Source organism: Erwinia artemisiae, assembly GCF_051400835.1.
GTDB classification, from domain to species: Bacteria; Pseudomonadota; Gammaproteobacteria; order Enterobacterales; family Enterobacteriaceae; genus Erwinia; species Erwinia aeris.
This window is the reverse complement of the sequence record NZ_JBLFFM010000004.1, coordinates 434,569-449,749: the sequence shown is the minus strand read 5'-3', so window position 1 is coordinate 449,749 and position 15,181 is coordinate 434,569. Positions and strand designations below refer to the sequence as shown.

At 59.6% G+C, this 15,181-nt stretch carries 12 protein-coding genes; all 12 read right to left on the bottom strand.

Translation table 11 applies throughout. From position 1 onward, the window contains the following. Positions 1-32: 32 nt before the first annotated feature. The gene (locus ACMGEE_RS12510; protein WP_436830132.1) at positions 33-1,691 is read right to left on the bottom strand and encodes an ABC transporter ATP-binding protein; all 1,659 of its coding nucleotides are present in this window, start codon (positions 1,689-1,691) and stop codon (positions 33-35) included. After that, positions 1,688-2,539 (bottom strand): ABC transporter permease, encoded by an 852-nt coding sequence (locus ACMGEE_RS12505; RefSeq protein WP_436830131.1) that lies wholly within the window; start codon positions 2,537-2,539, stop codon positions 1,688-1,690. The genes ACMGEE_RS12510 and ACMGEE_RS12505 overlap by 4 nt, the downstream gene beginning before the upstream one ends. Further along, the gene (locus ACMGEE_RS12500) at positions 2,539-3,492 is read right to left on the bottom strand and encodes an ABC transporter permease (RefSeq protein WP_436830130.1); all 954 of its coding nucleotides are present in this window, start codon (positions 3,490-3,492) and stop codon (positions 2,539-2,541) included. The genes ACMGEE_RS12505 and ACMGEE_RS12500 overlap by 1 nt, the downstream gene beginning before the upstream one ends. 27 nt (positions 3,493-3,519) lie before the next feature. Then, positions 3,520-5,118, bottom strand: a complete 1,599-nt coding sequence (locus tag ACMGEE_RS12495; RefSeq protein ID WP_436830129.1) for an ABC transporter substrate-binding protein — start codon at positions 5,116-5,118, stop codon at positions 3,520-3,522. 23 nt (positions 5,119-5,141) lie between these two features. Continuing rightward, positions 5,142-6,413, bottom strand: coding sequence for an NAD(P)/FAD-dependent oxidoreductase (locus ACMGEE_RS12490; RefSeq protein ID WP_436830128.1), 1,272 nt, complete (start codon positions 6,411-6,413; stop codon positions 5,142-5,144). A gap of 20 nt (positions 6,414-6,433) precedes the next feature. Beyond that, complete coding sequence (locus tag ACMGEE_RS12485) at positions 6,434-7,102, bottom strand: haloacid dehalogenase type II (RefSeq protein WP_436830127.1); 669 nt, start codon at positions 7,100-7,102, stop codon at positions 6,434-6,436. A gap of 27 nt (positions 7,103-7,129) precedes the next feature. Next, the gene (locus ACMGEE_RS12480; RefSeq protein ID WP_436830126.1) at positions 7,130-8,599 is read right to left on the bottom strand and encodes an aldehyde dehydrogenase family protein; all 1,470 of its coding nucleotides are present in this window, start codon (positions 8,597-8,599) and stop codon (positions 7,130-7,132) included. 318 nt (positions 8,600-8,917) lie between these two features. After that, positions 8,918-10,378, bottom strand: coding sequence for an NAD-dependent succinate-semialdehyde dehydrogenase (locus ACMGEE_RS12475; RefSeq protein WP_436830125.1), 1,461 nt, complete (start codon positions 10,376-10,378; stop codon positions 8,918-8,920). A 483-nt stretch (positions 10,379-10,861) separates the two neighbouring features. Beyond that, the gene (locus tag ACMGEE_RS12470) at positions 10,862-11,521 is read right to left on the bottom strand and encodes a DUF3313 domain-containing protein (protein WP_436830124.1); all 660 of its coding nucleotides are present in this window, start codon (positions 11,519-11,521) and stop codon (positions 10,862-10,864) included. Positions 11,522-11,830: 309 nt separating this feature from the next. Continuing rightward, positions 11,831-12,790 carry an HTH-type transcriptional regulator Cbl gene (gene cbl, locus ACMGEE_RS12465; protein ID WP_253460357.1) on the bottom strand — a complete coding sequence of 320 codons (960 nt, stop codon included), beginning with the start codon at positions 12,788-12,790 and terminating at the stop codon, positions 11,831-11,833. A 140-nt stretch (positions 12,791-12,930) separates the two neighbouring features. Next, positions 12,931-13,848 carry a nitrogen assimilation transcriptional regulator NAC gene (gene nac, locus ACMGEE_RS12460; RefSeq protein ID WP_253460354.1) on the bottom strand — a complete coding sequence of 306 codons (918 nt, stop codon included), beginning with the start codon at positions 13,846-13,848 and terminating at the stop codon, positions 12,931-12,933. 317 nt (positions 13,849-14,165) lie between these two features. Beyond that, positions 14,166-15,179, bottom strand: coding sequence for an ABC transporter permease (locus ACMGEE_RS12455; RefSeq protein WP_370734459.1), 1,014 nt, complete (start codon positions 15,177-15,179; stop codon positions 14,166-14,168). Between the last annotated feature and the right edge of the window lie 2 nt (positions 15,180-15,181).

Below are 15,181 nucleotides of genomic sequence, written 5' to 3'. Positions count from 1 at the left end.
TTACCTCTTAATGGCCTGTTCCGGGCGCGCCGTTACAGCGCGATATCGTTATGTTCATCGAGCCAGCCCTGGCGCAGCTCCGGCACCGCGCGCTTCAGACGTTCGTAATAAAGTTCGCTGGAAGGTTTATCGTAGTCGGCACGCACCACCTGAGTGACCATTCGGCCATTTTTGACCACCAGAATTTCGTCGCAAACCGAGCGCACGGCGTGCAGATCGTGGCTGATAAAGATCACCGACAGGCCCAGCTCACGGCGCAGGTCGGTGATCAGATCCAATACCGCTGCCGCCACTACCGTGTCCAGCGCCGAGGTGACCTCATCGCAAAGGATCAGATCGGGTTCGGCCGCCAGCGCTCTTGCCAGATTGATGCGCTGCTTCTGTCCGCCGGACAGCGCCCAGGGTCGACGAGTCAGCACGCTGGCCGGCAGGCGAACCAGCTCCAGCAGCTGCGCGATGCGCTTCTGGCGAGCCGCGCCGCGCAGACCGTGAAAGAAGGTCAGCGGCCGCGCGAGGAGGGTTTCCACGCTGTGCGCCGGGTTAAGCGCGGTATCGGCCATCTGGAAGACGTACTGAATGCGGCGCAGCTCGTTTTCACTGCGCTGCTGCATTTCGCCCGCTATATAGTGGCCGTTAAACAAAATGTGGCCGCCGCACGGCTTGTTCATGCCGGCAATGGCGTGCGCCAGCGTGGTTTTGCCGGAGCCGGACTCACCGATAATGCCCATCGCCTGGCCGCGATACAGCCGCAGGTTGATATCGTGCAGAATGGGAGTTTTTGGCTGCCCGTGCTTGTCGACAGGGCCGTAGCCCGCGAAGAGGTCGCGCACTTCCAGCATCGGCTGCAGGGTGGCGTCTTCAGGCCGCCAAGGGCTGGGGCGAACCTTTTGCTTTGCCGCCTCCAGCAGCAGATGGCTGTATTCCGCCTGCGGCGCGCGCAGCAGATCTCCTGTCGTGCCATATTCGGCGATAGCGCCCTTCAGCAGCACCAGAATGCGATCGGCCATCTGCGCCACCACCGCCAAATCGTGACTGACGTAAATCGCGGTCATGCCGCGCTGGCGCACTACCCGACGGAAGGTTTTCAGCACCTCGACCTGGGTGGTGACGTCCAGCGCGGTGGTCGGCTCGTCCAGGATCACCACTTCCGGATCGCTGATCAGCGCCATCGCGGTCATCAGCCGCTGTAGCTGACCGCCGGAGACCTGATGCGGGTAGCGCTGGCCGATGGTGTCCGGCTGCGGCAGCGCCAGTTCGCGAAACAGCGCAATCGCTTTTTTCTCCGCCTCGGCGCGGCTCATCACCTTGTGGATCACCACCGGCTCTACCACCTGGTCGAGGATCTTCATTGCCGGATTGAACGACGCGGCGGCGCTCTGCGCAATATAGGCGACCTTGTTGCCGCGAAACTGCCGCAGCTGCGCGGGCGTCTGCGACGTTACGTCGGTACCGGCCACGTGAATGGTGCCCTGCGCAATGTGGCAGCCGTGGCGTGCATAGCCCATCAGCGCCAGCGCGATAGTGGTTTTACCGGAGCCGGATTCACCAATCAGCGCCAGCACCTCGCCTTTTTGCACGGTGAAGCGGATATCGTCCACCAGCGGAATTTCACGGCCATCGTCGGCGTGAGCGATCACGCGCAGATTCTCTACCGCCACCATCGGGCGGGCCTTGTGTGGTGTGACCGTCATGCAACCCCCTTAGCTGGCGTCAGCGGACGCATCGCCTGTAGGCTATCGATAAACAGATTGGCGCCGATGGTCAGGCTGGCAATCGCCAGCGCGGGTGCCAGCACCGCCGGAGAGCCATCGAACAGCCCCTGAAGGTTTTCGCGCACCAGCGTGCCCCAGTCGGCATAGGGCGGCTGAACGCCCAGCCCCAGAAAGCTCAGGCCGCTGAGCAGCAGCACGATATAGACAAAGCGCAGGCCGAAGTCGGTGAGCATTGGATGCAGCATGTTGGGTAAAATATCGTGCACCGCAATATAGAAGCGGCTTTCGCCACGCAGCCTGGAAGCACGCACGTAGTCCATCGAGCGCAGGCTGGAGGCCATCGCCCAGGCGATGCGAAACGCGCCGGGCCAGTAGGTAAAGACTGCCGTGACGATCAGCATCGGCAGCGAAGAGCCGAACACTGCCACGATCATCAGCGCCAGGATCTTGCCGGGCAGCACCAGCATCGCGTCGTTGATGCGGCCGAGGATCTCCTCCAGCCAGCGTCCGGCGACCGCCGCCAGCAGCGCCAGCAGCGTGCCGACCAGGCTGGCCAGCAGCGCCGCGCCCAGCGCCAGCCCTATCGAATAGCGCGCGCCGTAAAGGATGCGGCTGACCATATCGCGGCCCAGATAGTCGGTGCCGAACCAGAAGTCTTTACTGACGCCGCCGAACATCGGGCCAACGCCGATATCCTCCAGCTTATAGGGCGCCAGCGACGCCCCGAACACCGCCAGCGCTATCCAAATCAGGGTAATCGACAGCCCGGTTTTGCCGCTGACCGTCAGCGACAGAAAGAAACGCCAGGGTAAGGTGAGCAGGTTCATCAGCCCCTCCACTTAGGATTGAATGCGATGGTGAGGATATCGGCCAGCAGCAAAAGCAGCAGATAGCAACCGGCAAACAGCATGACGCAAAGCTGCACCACCGGCAGATCGCGGTTGCTCACCGCGTCGACCAGCTGGCTGGCGAGGCCCGGATAGCTGAAGATGCTTTCAATAATGATCACGCCGCCGAACAGGTAAGAGAGGCTGAGCGAGATGGCGTTGGCGATCGGCCCGACCGCATTGGGCAGCGCGTGGCGCAGTATGGCGCGCAGCGGCGAAACGCCCTTCAGCAATGTCATTTCCAGATAGGGGCTTTCCATCTGGTTAATCAGCGCCGAACGGGTCATGCGTGCCATCTGCGCCACCAGCACGCAGCAAAGCGTCAGCACCGGCAGCGCGTAGGTTTTCAGATAGCTGACCACGTCCGGCGCGGGCGTGCCGAGCGACATCGCGGGCACCCAGTGCAGCTTCACCGCGAAAACGATCACCGCAATGGTCGCCACCAGAAACTCCGGGACCGCCACCACCGCCATCGTGCCCAGCATCAGGCCGCGATCGAACAGCGATCCGCGTTTGATCGCGGCGGCCAGGCCGATCGCTAACGCCAGCGGCACGGAAACCAGCGTGGCGATCGCCGCCAGTTCAAAGGTGGCAGGCATGCGGGCGGCCACCAGCTGCGAAACCGGCAGATGACTGGCAAAAGAGGTACCGAAATCGCCGTGCAGCATCCCGCCCAGCCAGTGCAGATAGCGCGTCATCAGCGGCTGATCCAGCCCCAGCTGCTGGCGCAGCGCCGCCACGGTTTCCGGCGTGGCGCTCTGGCCCAGCACCATCTGCGCCGCATCGCCGGGCAGCTGGCTGGTGACGAAAAAAACCACGGCCGAGACGATCAGCAGCGTCAGCAGGCCCGCGCCGCAGCGGCGGGCGATGAGAAAAAGCACATAGCGGTTCATGGTCGCTCTCCTGTCGGATAGAACGGATCAGGCCGAAAGCCAGGCAAACTCGTGAAAGCGGTAGCCCATCATCATGCCCGTCGGCCAGGCTTCGACGCCTTTGACCTTGTTGCTGTAGCCGTCCAGCGAGCTGATAAAGGTCGGGATCAGCGTGCCGCTGTGGTCATAAATTAACTGCTGCATATCGCCATACATCTGCTTGCGCTTAGCGCCATCCCGCTCGCCGCGCGCGGCCATCACCAACTGATCGAACTGCGCGTTTTTCCAGCCCGATTCGTTGTTCGGCGCATCGGAGAGATAAAACTGCGACAGCAGCAGATCCACCGTGGCGCGCGGGTTGATAGAGCCGTAACCGAGCGGATCTTTCGTCCAGTGCGTTGACCAGTAGCCGTCATAAGGCACGCGACGAACGTTGAAATTCATCCCGGCGGCGCGGCCCAGCTGCTGGATAAGCTGGCCGCCCTCGACCGAGCCTTCAATATTCTGCGTAGTGATGATTTCCGCGCTGGCGCCCGTCATGCCTGCTTTTTTAAAGTGGAATTTCGCCTTGTCGATATCCAGCGGACGCTGCGGAATATCCTTGTTGAACAGCGGATGCCACGGCGGTATCGGCGTATCGTTGGCAACCTGGCCAAAGCCCTGCATTACGGTTTTCACCATCATTTCGCGCGGTTGCAGATACTTCATACCCAGCACGAAATCTTCGTTGCTGCCGGGCTTCATATCGGTGCGCACGATCAGATTGGTGTACATGCCGGATTTGCTCTCCAGCACGCCAAACTGGCCGGACTGGCGCAGGCGCTTCACGTTGCCGGAAGAGAGCGTCGCCACCAGATGCAGATCGCCAGACATCAGCGCGTTGACGCGGGCCGACTGGTCGGTCACGCCCAGCAGCTCCACTTCATCCAGGTGCGGCAGGCCCGGCTTCCAGTAGTGCGGATTTTTGATGCCGACGGTGCTGACGCCCGGCGTAAAGCTTTTCAGCACGAACGGGCCGGTGCCGATCGCCTTGCTGAAGTCGGTGGTGTTTTGTTGCAGGATCAAAAACTGGCTGGTGGCCAGCACCGTCGGGATATCGAAGTTGGGCTGCGTCAGCACCAGTTTGACTTCCGTCGGGCTGACGGCAGTCAGGCTGCTGAACTGCTTTGCCTGAGTGATGGCGGTAGAGGCGACGGCCGGATCTTTATGGCGGCTCAGCGACCAGATCACGTCGTCCGCCGTCAGGCTTTTGCCGTCGTGAAAGGTCACGCCGGGGCGCAGTTTGATCTGCCAGGTGATACCGTCGCTGCTGGCAATCGATTCCGCCAGCGCGGGCTGCGCCCTGAGGTTTTTATCCAGTTCAGTCAGGCCGCTGTAAAACATAAACTGACGGCAGTAGTCGCCGCTGTTGCTGCCTTTGGCCGGATCGAGCGTGTCGGTGGCGGAGGCGTTGGCGACGGCGGCGCGCAGCCTGCCGCCCTTGACCGGCGTTTCTGCCGCGAAGCTGAGTTCGGGAAAGCCAATCAGGCCGGTGCTCATCACCGCGCCCGCCGACAGCAGCTTCATCAGGCCGCGCCGCGACATAGCCACATCCGTGATGGCCTGGGTTAACGATGGGTCAGAGAACGCTTTACGAAATTTACTCATCTGCACACCCTCAGGTCATATTGTCAGGAGATCCGATCCAGCGTTTTGTAATACAGCCCCGCTACCGGTAAGAACCACGGCTTGCCGAAATAGCCCGGCACCGCTGGCCAGCTTTCGCGCTGCCAGGGGTTTTCCACGCTTTTTTCCGCCAGCAGATCGGCCATCACTCGGCCCATCCAGACCGACATCTGCGTGCCGTGGCCGCTGTAGCCCAGCGAGTAGAACACGCCTTCGTGCTCGCCCGCGTGCGGCAGTCGATCGGCCGTCATATCCACCAGGCCGCCCCAGCAGTAGTCGATGCGAACATCGGCGAGCGAGGGAAAGAGTTTGCTCATGCCCGCCTGCAAAATTTTGCCGCTGCGCGCGTCGCTGGTCGGGCTGCTGATAGCGAAGCGGGCGCGGCCGCCGAACACCAGGCGCCGATCCGCCGTGGTGCGGAAGTAGTTGCCGATATTCATTGAGGTGACGCAGGTGCGGTTAGTGGGCAGCAGCTCATGCGGCGCCGACAGCGGTTCGGTGACCACGATAAAGCTGCCGACCGGAACAATGCGGCGCTGGAACCATGCGAATGGCCCTACGTTGGAACAGCCGGTTGCCATCAGCACCTTTTCCGCCAGGATCTCGCCTTTTGCGGTGCCGACGCGATGCTGGTAGCCCTTGACGCGCGTCAGGCTGGTTACCGGCGTCTGCTCGAAAATTTTCGCCCCGGCGCGCGCCGCCGCCTGCGCCAGCCCGATGCCGAATTTGCCCATATGCATCTGGCCGCCGCGCTTCTGGATCAGCCCGCCGTGAAAAGCATTTGAGTTGACTTCGCGCCGCACCTCGTCTGCGCTGACCAGCTCCACGTCGGGATCCACGCTGCGCCGCAGCGCATCAAAAGTTGCTTTCAGTCCGGCAAAATGGCCCGGCTTGCTGGCAAGCTTGATTTTGCCGCAACGGAGGAAATCACAGTCGATTTGCTCTTCTTCAACCACGCTTTGCACATAGTCCACGGCGCTGGCAAAAGCGCGATAGTAGCGGTTGGCCTGCTCTTCGCCCTGGCTTGCCACCAGCGAGGCGAAATTCTGCGATACGCCGGTGTTGCAGTGGCCGCCGTTGCGCGCCGAGGCCTGGCTCATCACGCCTGCCGCCTCCAGTACCACGACGTTTAATCCGCTACGCGCCAGCGCGCGCGCTGCCGAGATGCCGGTAAAGCCGCCGCCGATCACCACCACATCCGCCGTAGCGGGCAAATCACCGCCCGCCGCGCCGGTAAACGCCGGTGCAGTGGCCTGCCAGAAAGATTCCAGTTTCATCGCGCTGCTCCCGCGTTGGGTTAAAGACCGACGACGGCAGGAAGGCCGCCGATATCCCGGATTTCGCTGTAGCCATAGAAAGGGTTGCCCGGCCCGTGGCCCCGGTTGACGAAGGCTTTATGGGTGATGCCGAGATCGTGCGCGGTCATCAGGTCGTAGCGCAGACTGCTGGAAACGTGCAGGATCTCCTCCGGGCCGCAGTTAAGCTTGCTGAGCATATATTCAAAGCCTTTCATCTGCGGCTTATACGCCCCAACTTCTTCGGCGGTGATGGTCATATGGATCGGTGCGCCCAGGCGCGGGACGTGGTTTTTGATCAGTTCGTCGGTGGAGTTTGTCAGCAGCACCAGCGGAAATTCCTTTGCCACGGCGGCCAGCCCGGCCGGCACGTCAGGATGCGGGCCCCAGCTGGCGCAGGCGGTCATGATCGCCGCGCAGTCGCTGTCCGAGCACTCCACGCCCCATTTATTGCAGGTGCGATACAGCGCGTTACCCACAACGTCGGGATAGAGTTTGAACGCACCTAATACTTCATCCATCCGGTAGCTGGCGAAGTCGTCGGTAAAGGCCTGCATTTTTTCCGGGCTGACGCGATCGGCGAACAGTTTTGCTGCCGCGCCGGCCATATCAAAGTTAATCAGAGTGCCGTAACAGTCGAAAGTGATAAATTTCGGTTTAAACACGCTCATGATGCATCCTCTTGATAACGGGAAGAGTCAGAAATCGATCAGTACGCTTTTGTAACGCTGGCAGGCCTCAAAGGCCTGACGGCCCAGATCCTTGCCGATGCCGGAGCCGTGGAAGCCGCCGGTGGGAATAATGAAGTCGCCGGAGCGGCCGTAGCGATTAACCCAGACGGTGCCCGCCGCAATACCCCGGATTGCCCGTAAAGCACGATCGAGGCTTTTGGTATGAACGCCCGCGCAGAGGCCGTAGGTAGGATGGGATGCCAGCGCCAGCCCCTCTTCTTCCGTATTGAAAACCTGCACGGTCAGTACCGGCCCGAAAATCTCCTCCTGCACGGCGGGACTGTCGACCGCGACGTGGCTCAGCAGCGTCGGCTGCCAGAAGTAGCCTTCGCCCGTTTGCTCAAACCTTTTGCCGCCAGTCAGCACTTCGCCGCCCTGGCGCACGGCGGCGTCAATCACCTGCTGCACTTTCATCGCCTGGCGTCGGTCGATCAGCGGCGCATAGCGGCTGCTTTCATCCCAGGTCACGCCTGGCCGGAAGCCCTGACAGAGCTTGATAAGCTGCCCGATTAGCGCCTCCGCTATACCCTGCTGAACGATCAGCCGGGTGCCCGCTACGCAGGCCTGGCCGCCGTTGGCGGTAAAGCCGCGCAGGATACGCGCTGCTACTTCCGCCACCTCGCCCGCATCGTCAAAAACCAGCTGCGGGCTTTTGCCGCCCAGCTCCAGCGTCACAGGCTTCATGCCGTGGTGCGCCGCGTCGCTCATAATGCGCGCGCCGGTCAGGGTCGATCCGGTAAACGACACCTTGCGTACCAGCGGATGGGCCACCAGCGCGCTGCCGGTTACCGCGCCGCTGCCCTGCACGATATTCAGTACGCCCGCAGGCAGCCCGGCTTCCACCGCCAGCTCGGCAAAACGCACGGTGGAATATGGCGTCAGCTCGGAAGGTTTCAGTACCACCGCGTTGCCCGCCGCCAGCGCCGGGCCGCACTTCCACGAGGCCATCGACAGCGGAAAGTTCCACGGGGTAATGGCGCCGATCACGCCATAAGGTTCAGGGATCAGCATCCCCAGGCTGGCGTCACGCGTTGGTAACAAATCGCCGCTATATTTATCCGCACACTCCGCGTAAAAGCGGATGGCTTCAGCAGTAAAAGGGATCTCGTGATGAATAACGTCATAAATAGGGCGTGTGGATCCCAGAGCCTCCAGCAACGGAAGCCGGGTGTCGGCCTGGATCAAATCGGCCCAGCGCCGCAATACCGCCCCGCGTTGACGAGGCGGACAGCTTGCCCAGCCGCTCTCTCTGACGGCGCGATCCGCTACCCGTACCGCCTCATCCACTCGCGAAGCGTTGGCTTCCGCCAGTTCGCCAGCCGTACGGCCATCGGAAGGCCGACGCACGGTAAACAGGCTGCCGCCGTCTTTACGGTGTTCGCCGTTAATATAATGTCCTTGCGGTAAAGCGATTTTATCGGGATCAAAACTCAACATGGAGCCATCCTTATATTGCGCGGGAACGGGCTGATTAAGCCGGCCTTTTATCCACTTATTTACTCTATGCAGAAAGTATGCCAACGGCTGGGGAAATAAAAATGCGTAAAAGCCGCGTGAAAAAAATTTTATGCCGTCATCGGGGGTAAAAATGACGCGCATATAACCGCTTGATTTTGCGTATTTTATAAACGCACCAGCACGGAGCGGCGGCGTAGAAATTTGCACCATAACGGCAATGAATTTATAAAATTGCGTGCGCTTTAAATATAAAAAAGCCCGCCTCAGAGAAGGAGGCAGGCGCGATAACAGCCGGGATTAATTCAGGCTGCCGAAATGAAACGCTTTTATTTCAAGATATTCCTCAATACCGTGACGAGAGCCTTCCCGACCCGTCCCCGACATTTTTATGCCGCCGAACGGCGCGACCTCCAGTGAAATAGCGCCCGTGTTATGACCGACCATGCCGAACTCCAGCGCTTCGCCAACCCGCCAGGCGCGGCGCAGATCTTCGGTAAAAAAGTAGGCGCCCAGGCCGTAAGGCGTATCGTTAGCCATCGCCAGCGCTTCCTCTTCCGTATCAAAAACAAACAGCGGCGCGACCGGGCCAAAGGTTTCCTCATGGGCGATACGCATGGCGCAGGTGACGTTCACCAACACCGTCGGCGCGACAAAGGTGCCGTCGCGCGGCGCTATGCCGCCGGCCAGCACCGTCGCGCCGTGGCTTACCGCATCATCGATATGCGCATTAACCTTGTCGACCGCCGCCTGGTTAATAAGCGGCCCCAGCGTGCTGCCTTCGCTGAAGCCGTCACCGACTTTCAGCTTCGCGACTTCCGCCAGCAGCCGTTCGCTGAAGCGGGCGCTGATGCCGCGCTGCACCAGTATGCGGTTGGCGCACACGCAGGTTTGTCCCGCGTTGCGGAATTTGCTGACCATCACGCCCGCGACGGCAATATCCAGATCGGCATCGTCAAACACGATTAGCGGCGCGTTGCCGCCCAGCTCCAGGCTCAGCCGCTTGATGCTGTCGGCGCTCTGCTGCATCAGCAGCTGGCCGACCCGCGTGGAGCCGGTAAAAGAAATTTTACGCACGGTGCGGCTGCCGGTCAGCGCCGCGCCAATCGCCTGCGGCAGGCCGGTCAGCACCTGTAGGACGCCCGGTGGGAAACCCGCCCGCTCCGCCAGCGCCATCAGCGCCAGCGCGGAAAGCGGCGTCAGCTCCGAAGGCTTGACGATAATCGGACAGCCTGCGGCCAGCGCGGGTGCCACTTTGCGGGTGATCATCGCGATGGGAAAATTCCACGGCGTAATAGCCGCCGCAACGCCAACCGGCTGTTTGATAACCAGGATACGGCGGTCGCCGGACGGCGCGGGGATGGTTTCACCGTAAATGCGCCGGGCTTCCTCCGCGAACCATTTCACAAAGCTCGCGCCGTAGAGCACTTCCCCTTTTGCTTCCGCCAGCGGTTTGCCCTGCTCTGCGGTCATGATAGCCGCCAGATCGTCCGCATTTTCCAGTATCAGCTGATGCCACTTTTCCAGCAGCAGCGCGCGCTGCGCGTTGGGCGTTTTGCCCCAGCTTTGCCGCACCGAGTCGGCACAGGCGATGGCGCGCTGCGTCTCTTCCGCGCCCAGCGCCGGAATGGTCGCCAGCAGCTCACGGGTGGACGGATTGAGCACGGGCAGCGTTTCGCCGCTGCCTGCCGCCTGCCAGCGCCCGTCAAAACAGGCCAGCTGTTTTAAAAGCTGCGGATCCTTTAAGCGTTGAGTAAACATATCTTCCCCTCTGGTTGTCTGTATTTACTCTAAAGGAAGCCGCGCAGCGGATGCTGCCTTAACAGGCCGACCGCTCGACCCGGCGAGAAGATTTGCGCGGCAAAACAAAATATTATGCTGCGAATAATCAGCCGTACGTGGCGCATGTTTATGCTACAGACGCGTAGCCGTGCGCGAAGCGCTTTCAGGCGATCGGTGGTCGGCCGTGCGCGATGCAGGTTTATGCTGTGGGTGCTCAGACGTTTGTATTGCAGATTTATACTGCGAACGCGCAGCCGTGCGCGATGCAGGCTTATGCTACGGGCGGAGATAGCAGCATTCAGGTAAGGCGAGAAAAGTTATACGGCGGCCGGATGATACCATGCATGGCACGACAAAATTTTATGCGTTAAATAAGCCGGAGCTTATTGGGAGACGGCTATCGGGCCGTATCGTGGCCCGATAATTTTTTCTGTCATCCTGTCAGACCATCGGCGCTTCTCACTAGGGCGTTGAGAACGTCGCCACATCCTTCACCATATCGTCAATAGCGCCCTTCACGTCCGTCGGGGTGATTGGCGCAGCGCCGTTCGCCACGCTTTTGCCGTAACCTTTACGGATAACTTTAATAACCGGCTTGCCGGTAGCAATATCAATCGCTTCCGCCTCGATAAATAGCTCGGCGTTCTGGCTGCGATGCCCGGTGGCGGCCATCGTGCCTGCTACCACGGCGGCGACCGGCACCACCTCATAAAACTGGAGATCTTTGTTTTCAGCGGTTACGGCAGTAATGGCCGTTTTCACTATCAGACCGCCAGGCTGAGGGGTGTCGACAATCTTCTTACGCCCGGCCAGCGCGCTTTTAAGACTGGATTCGGTATAGCTACGGATTTGCTCCAGCGTGGCGGCAGAGACCCGACTGTTGGGTAACGCGCGAGGATAATAAGTAACAGGCGCAAAATAGAGGCTGGTATAACGATCTGACTGATAATCGGGCGCAATCCAGCGCAGCGTTTCATGCCCGCTTGCTGTTTTTACCGGTTTCATCTCGGCATAATTTCCTAAAAAGCCGGAATATTGCGACTGCTCGGCGGTTTTGCTGGCACAGCCGGTCAATAAAATAGCGAGGAGAGCAAAAGGCAGCGTTCTTTTAGCAACAACCATACAACCCCCTGGTGGATAAACCTGCTTTACAGCATAGTCGTTCGCCGTTGATTTACTTGCTGGCAGTGTTAACTGTGCGATCGCCCCGCCGCTTTGCTTTCAATAACATGCTGTACGGCGATAGCGCGCCTGGCCAGGCGCGCTAAAGGCTATTACCACTATGGATCGCATCCAATGAATAAAACCCCACCATAAAAAATTTTTGCTGCACGACACCGAACGCAAGCTACCCAAGCCCAGGGGCAAAAACAAGGCAATATTGCCGGGCGAACGGCTTTCTTTGCTGTTCTTCGGGACGCCTCTGAAATTTTAAATCTGAAAATCCAGCACCGGTTCTACCGCGTCATGCGTGGAAAGCGCCTTGCGCTTGATCTCTTCCAGCGACAGGTTGGCGTTGCACAGTTCCAGAAACTGCCAGACGTAGTTGCGCTGTAGCTGCCCACGCTTCAGGCCCAGCCAGACGGTATTGGATTCAAACAGGTGTTTGGCTTCCAGCCGGGTCAGCGCGGCCTGCGCATCCAGCTGGCAGGCCTGATCCGCCAGCACGCCCACGCCCAGCCCAAGTTCGACATAGGTTTTTACCACGTCGGAATCCTGCGCGCTGAGCACGATATCCGGCGTCAGCCCGGCGGCATGAAAGGCGCGGTCAACGCGGGAACGGCCGGTAATGCCCTGGCGATAGGTAATTAAGGGATAGCGGCTGAGCGCCGCCAGCGAAACCGGCTGCTCCTGCTCCAGCGGATGCCCCTTTGGCACCAGCAGCGCATGATGCCAGCTGAACCAGGGAAAAGCCGCCAGCGACGGATTATTGACGACCTGTTCGCTGGCAATACCGATATCGGCTTCGCCCGCCATCAGCATGGCGACAATCTCCTGCGGCGTGCCCTGATTTAACTCCAGGCGAACACCGGGATAGAGCGCGCGAAACGCTTTGATCACCTTTGGCAGACTATAGCGCGCCTGGGTATGCGTGGTGGCGATGGTCAGCACGCCGCTGGATTCGTTGGTAAAGACATCGGCCAGACGGCGCACCTTTCCGGCTTCATCCAGGATGCGTTCGGCAATAGTCAGCAACGCCTTGCCTGGCTCGGTCATGCCGAGCAGCCGCTTGCCGCGACGGATAAAGATCTCCACGCCCAGCTCATCTTCCAGATCGCGTATATGGCGGCTGACCCCTGACTGGGAGGTAAAGAGCGCATTAGCCACTTCGGTCAGGTTAAACTCGCAGCGTGCCGCTTCCCGGATGATTTTAAGTTGCTGAAAATTCACGTGCGCCTCTCCCTCTGTTATCTGTTGGTTTCAGCCATGTTAATAAGGCACATTGATAGCAACAAATAATAAAAAGAGGTTTTATATGCTTTTTAGCGATATAGGAGTGAGGCGCGCCGACGCGCGCCCGCAGAAAGGCATTAGCTCACCAGCATCAGTTCACGCTCTTCAATCGTCGGTTTGTTGAGCAGCGACAGCAGGATATTTTTTACCGCCTGCGCAGAAGGAGAAAGCGGCGAGCGCGCCGAAACGTTCAGCGACAGCGGCAGGTTCAGCGTTGGGCTGTTGATGCGCGCCATCCAGGCATCGGTGGAGCTGACCAGCGCGCGCGCTGCGGATTCCGGCAGTACGGTGACACCCATGCCGCTGGAGACGGCGGCGGTCAGCGTGGCGATCGATTCAATTTCGCCGATAATGCGGGCGCTCAGGCGGCGCAGCGAAAACGCTTCGTCAACGCGTTTGCGCACGGCGCTGTAGTCGCGCGGCAGAAACAGGTTCATTTTGGCCACGTCGGCTAAATCGATGTTTTGTCCAGGGCAGTCGGTTGCGCCAACCAGATAAAGTTCTTCTTTCATCAACGGCAGGCTGGTGATGCCGGCGGACGGCGCGCGGTCGTAAAGTACGGCCATATCAAGCTGCCCATCCATCACTTTTTCGTTTAGCGATGCGCCGCTGTTTTCATGCAGGTAAACCAGCACTTCCGGAAACTGTTCGCGCACGGTTTGCAATAAAGGCATGGTCAGCGAAGAGGCGGCGGTTCCCGGCGCCAGACCGATTGAAACCTGACCGGTCAGCGTCTGCCCGGCGTTGATCACCGCCGTCTGCGCCTGTTCGCACTGCCGTAAAATGGTACGGGCATGGGCGTATAAAATCTTCCCGGCTTCCGTAGGCGTCACGCCGCGCTTGGTACGGATAAGCAGCTGCTGGTCCAGCTCGTTCTCCAGCGTGGCAACCTGCTGACTGAGCGCAGGCTGCGCAATATGCAGCACCTCTGCGGCCTGGGTCAGGCTGCCAATATCGACGATTTTTACAAAATATTTCAGTCGTCTTAAGTTCATTTTGCCTCCGTCACGGGACGCCATTGTTACTGGCGCTAAAAAATAAGTTTTCACTCTGGTGCGGGTTAAGAATTGCAAGTGACGTGCCAGAAACTTCCGGCTGCGCTTTCAGCCCATTTGTTTCAGGCTAAGCGCCGGTAAAATAAGAGAATCTGATTACCTCTAAAGGAGTAGCGCTTTTTTTTAATGCTTTCACCAACCGCTTGCCTGCACCGATGAGGTGCAAAATATGCTGTCAGGCTGTGCATGGTAACGTTTACATGGCATAAAAAAGCGGCGGCTGAGAGGAATACAGGGGCCGGCCTGGCTCCTGCCCGCTAGCGCTTTTTACGATTGCGGTACATATCCACTGAAACGGCGCTGACGATAATAATGCCTTTGATAATGTCCTGAACGTAGGCGTCCACGCCAACAAAGGTAAAGCCGCTCTTAATCAGCCCTAAAATCACCGCGCCGATCAGCGTACCTGTAATCCTCCCTACGCCACCCATCAGGCTGCTGCCGCCGATGACGGCGGCGGCAATCGCATCCAGCTCATAGGACATGCCCATGCTGGACTGGCCGCTGCTGACGCGCGCCGCCAGGACTACGCCAGCCAGGCCGGAAAGCCCGCCCGCGATGGTATAAACAATCACCAGGTATTTATTGACGTTAATCCCGGAAACTTTCGCCGAGGTCATATTGCCGCCAATGGCGTAAACGTACTTGCCATAACGGGTGTGTTTCAGCGCGATATGGAAAATGACCGCGACGACCAGGAAGATGACTACCGGCATTGCGCCCTGGCCGATGGCGGTAAAACTGTCGGAAAGGAAGCTGATCGGGTTGCCCTGCGTGTAGTATTGCGCCAGCCCGCGCGCGGAAACCATCATGCCCAGCGTGGCGATAAAGGGCGGAATACCGGTTTTAGTGATCAGCACGCCGTTCACCACCCCGCAAAGCAACCCCACGCCGACCCCGGCTACGATCGGCACCGCCGCAGGCATATTGACCAGCGACGGGAACATCGGGGAAAGGCTGTCGGAGGTTTGCGCCAGGCTGGCCGCCACCACGGCGGTTAAAGCAATCACCGAGCCGGATGAGAGATCAATCCCCGTGGTAATAATCACCTGGGTCACGCCGACCGCAATAATGCCGATAATGGCAACCTGCAAAATAATCAGCACCAGCCGGTTTGGATTAAGCAAAAACGATTGATCGCGCACGTACCAGCCTGCCGCTTCAAAAATCAGCGCGATGGCGACCATCACGATAAAAATGCCGGTATCCTTCGGCATCTTTCCCTTAAAACTGCTTAAAAACGTTGCCGAAGACGGCTGTTGGCCACTCATTT

Bases quoted from the DNA above. Each gene is read 5' to 3' on its own strand.
- nac (WP_253460354.1), bottom strand. From the start codon at position 13,848: ATGAACTTAAGACGACTGAAATATTTTGTAAAAATCGTCGATATTGGC.
- ACMGEE_RS12500 (WP_436830130.1), bottom strand. From the start codon at position 3,492: ATGAACCGCTATGTGCTTTTTCTCATCGCCCGCCGCTGCGGCGCGGGC.
- ACMGEE_RS12455 (WP_370734459.1), bottom strand. From the start codon at position 15,179: ATGAGTGGCCAACAGCCGTCTTCGGCAACGTTTTTAAGCAGTTTTAAG.
- ACMGEE_RS12495 (WP_436830129.1), bottom strand. From the start codon at position 5,118: ATGAGTAAATTTCGTAAAGCGTTCTCTGACCCATCGTTAACCCAGGCC.
- ACMGEE_RS12475 (WP_436830125.1), bottom strand. From the start codon at position 10,378: ATGTTTACTCAACGCTTAAAGGATCCGCAGCTTTTAAAACAGCTGGCC.
- ACMGEE_RS12470 (WP_436830124.1), bottom strand. From the start codon at position 11,521: ATGGTTGTTGCTAAAAGAACGCTGCCTTTTGCTCTCCTCGCTATTTTA.
- ACMGEE_RS12505 (WP_436830131.1), bottom strand. From the start codon at position 2,539: ATGAACCTGCTCACCTTACCCTGGCGTTTCTTTCTGTCGCTGACGGTC.
- ACMGEE_RS12485 (WP_436830127.1), bottom strand. From the start codon at position 7,102: ATGAGCGTGTTTAAACCGAAATTTATCACTTTCGACTGTTACGGCACT.
- ACMGEE_RS12480 (WP_436830126.1), bottom strand. From the start codon at position 8,599: ATGTTGAGTTTTGATCCCGATAAAATCGCTTTACCGCAAGGACATTAT.
- ACMGEE_RS12510 (WP_436830132.1), bottom strand. From the start codon at position 1,691: ATGACGGTCACACCACACAAGGCCCGCCCGATGGTGGCGGTAGAGAAT.
- ACMGEE_RS12490 (WP_436830128.1), bottom strand. From the start codon at position 6,413: ATGAAACTGGAATCTTTCTGGCAGGCCACTGCACCGGCGTTTACCGGC.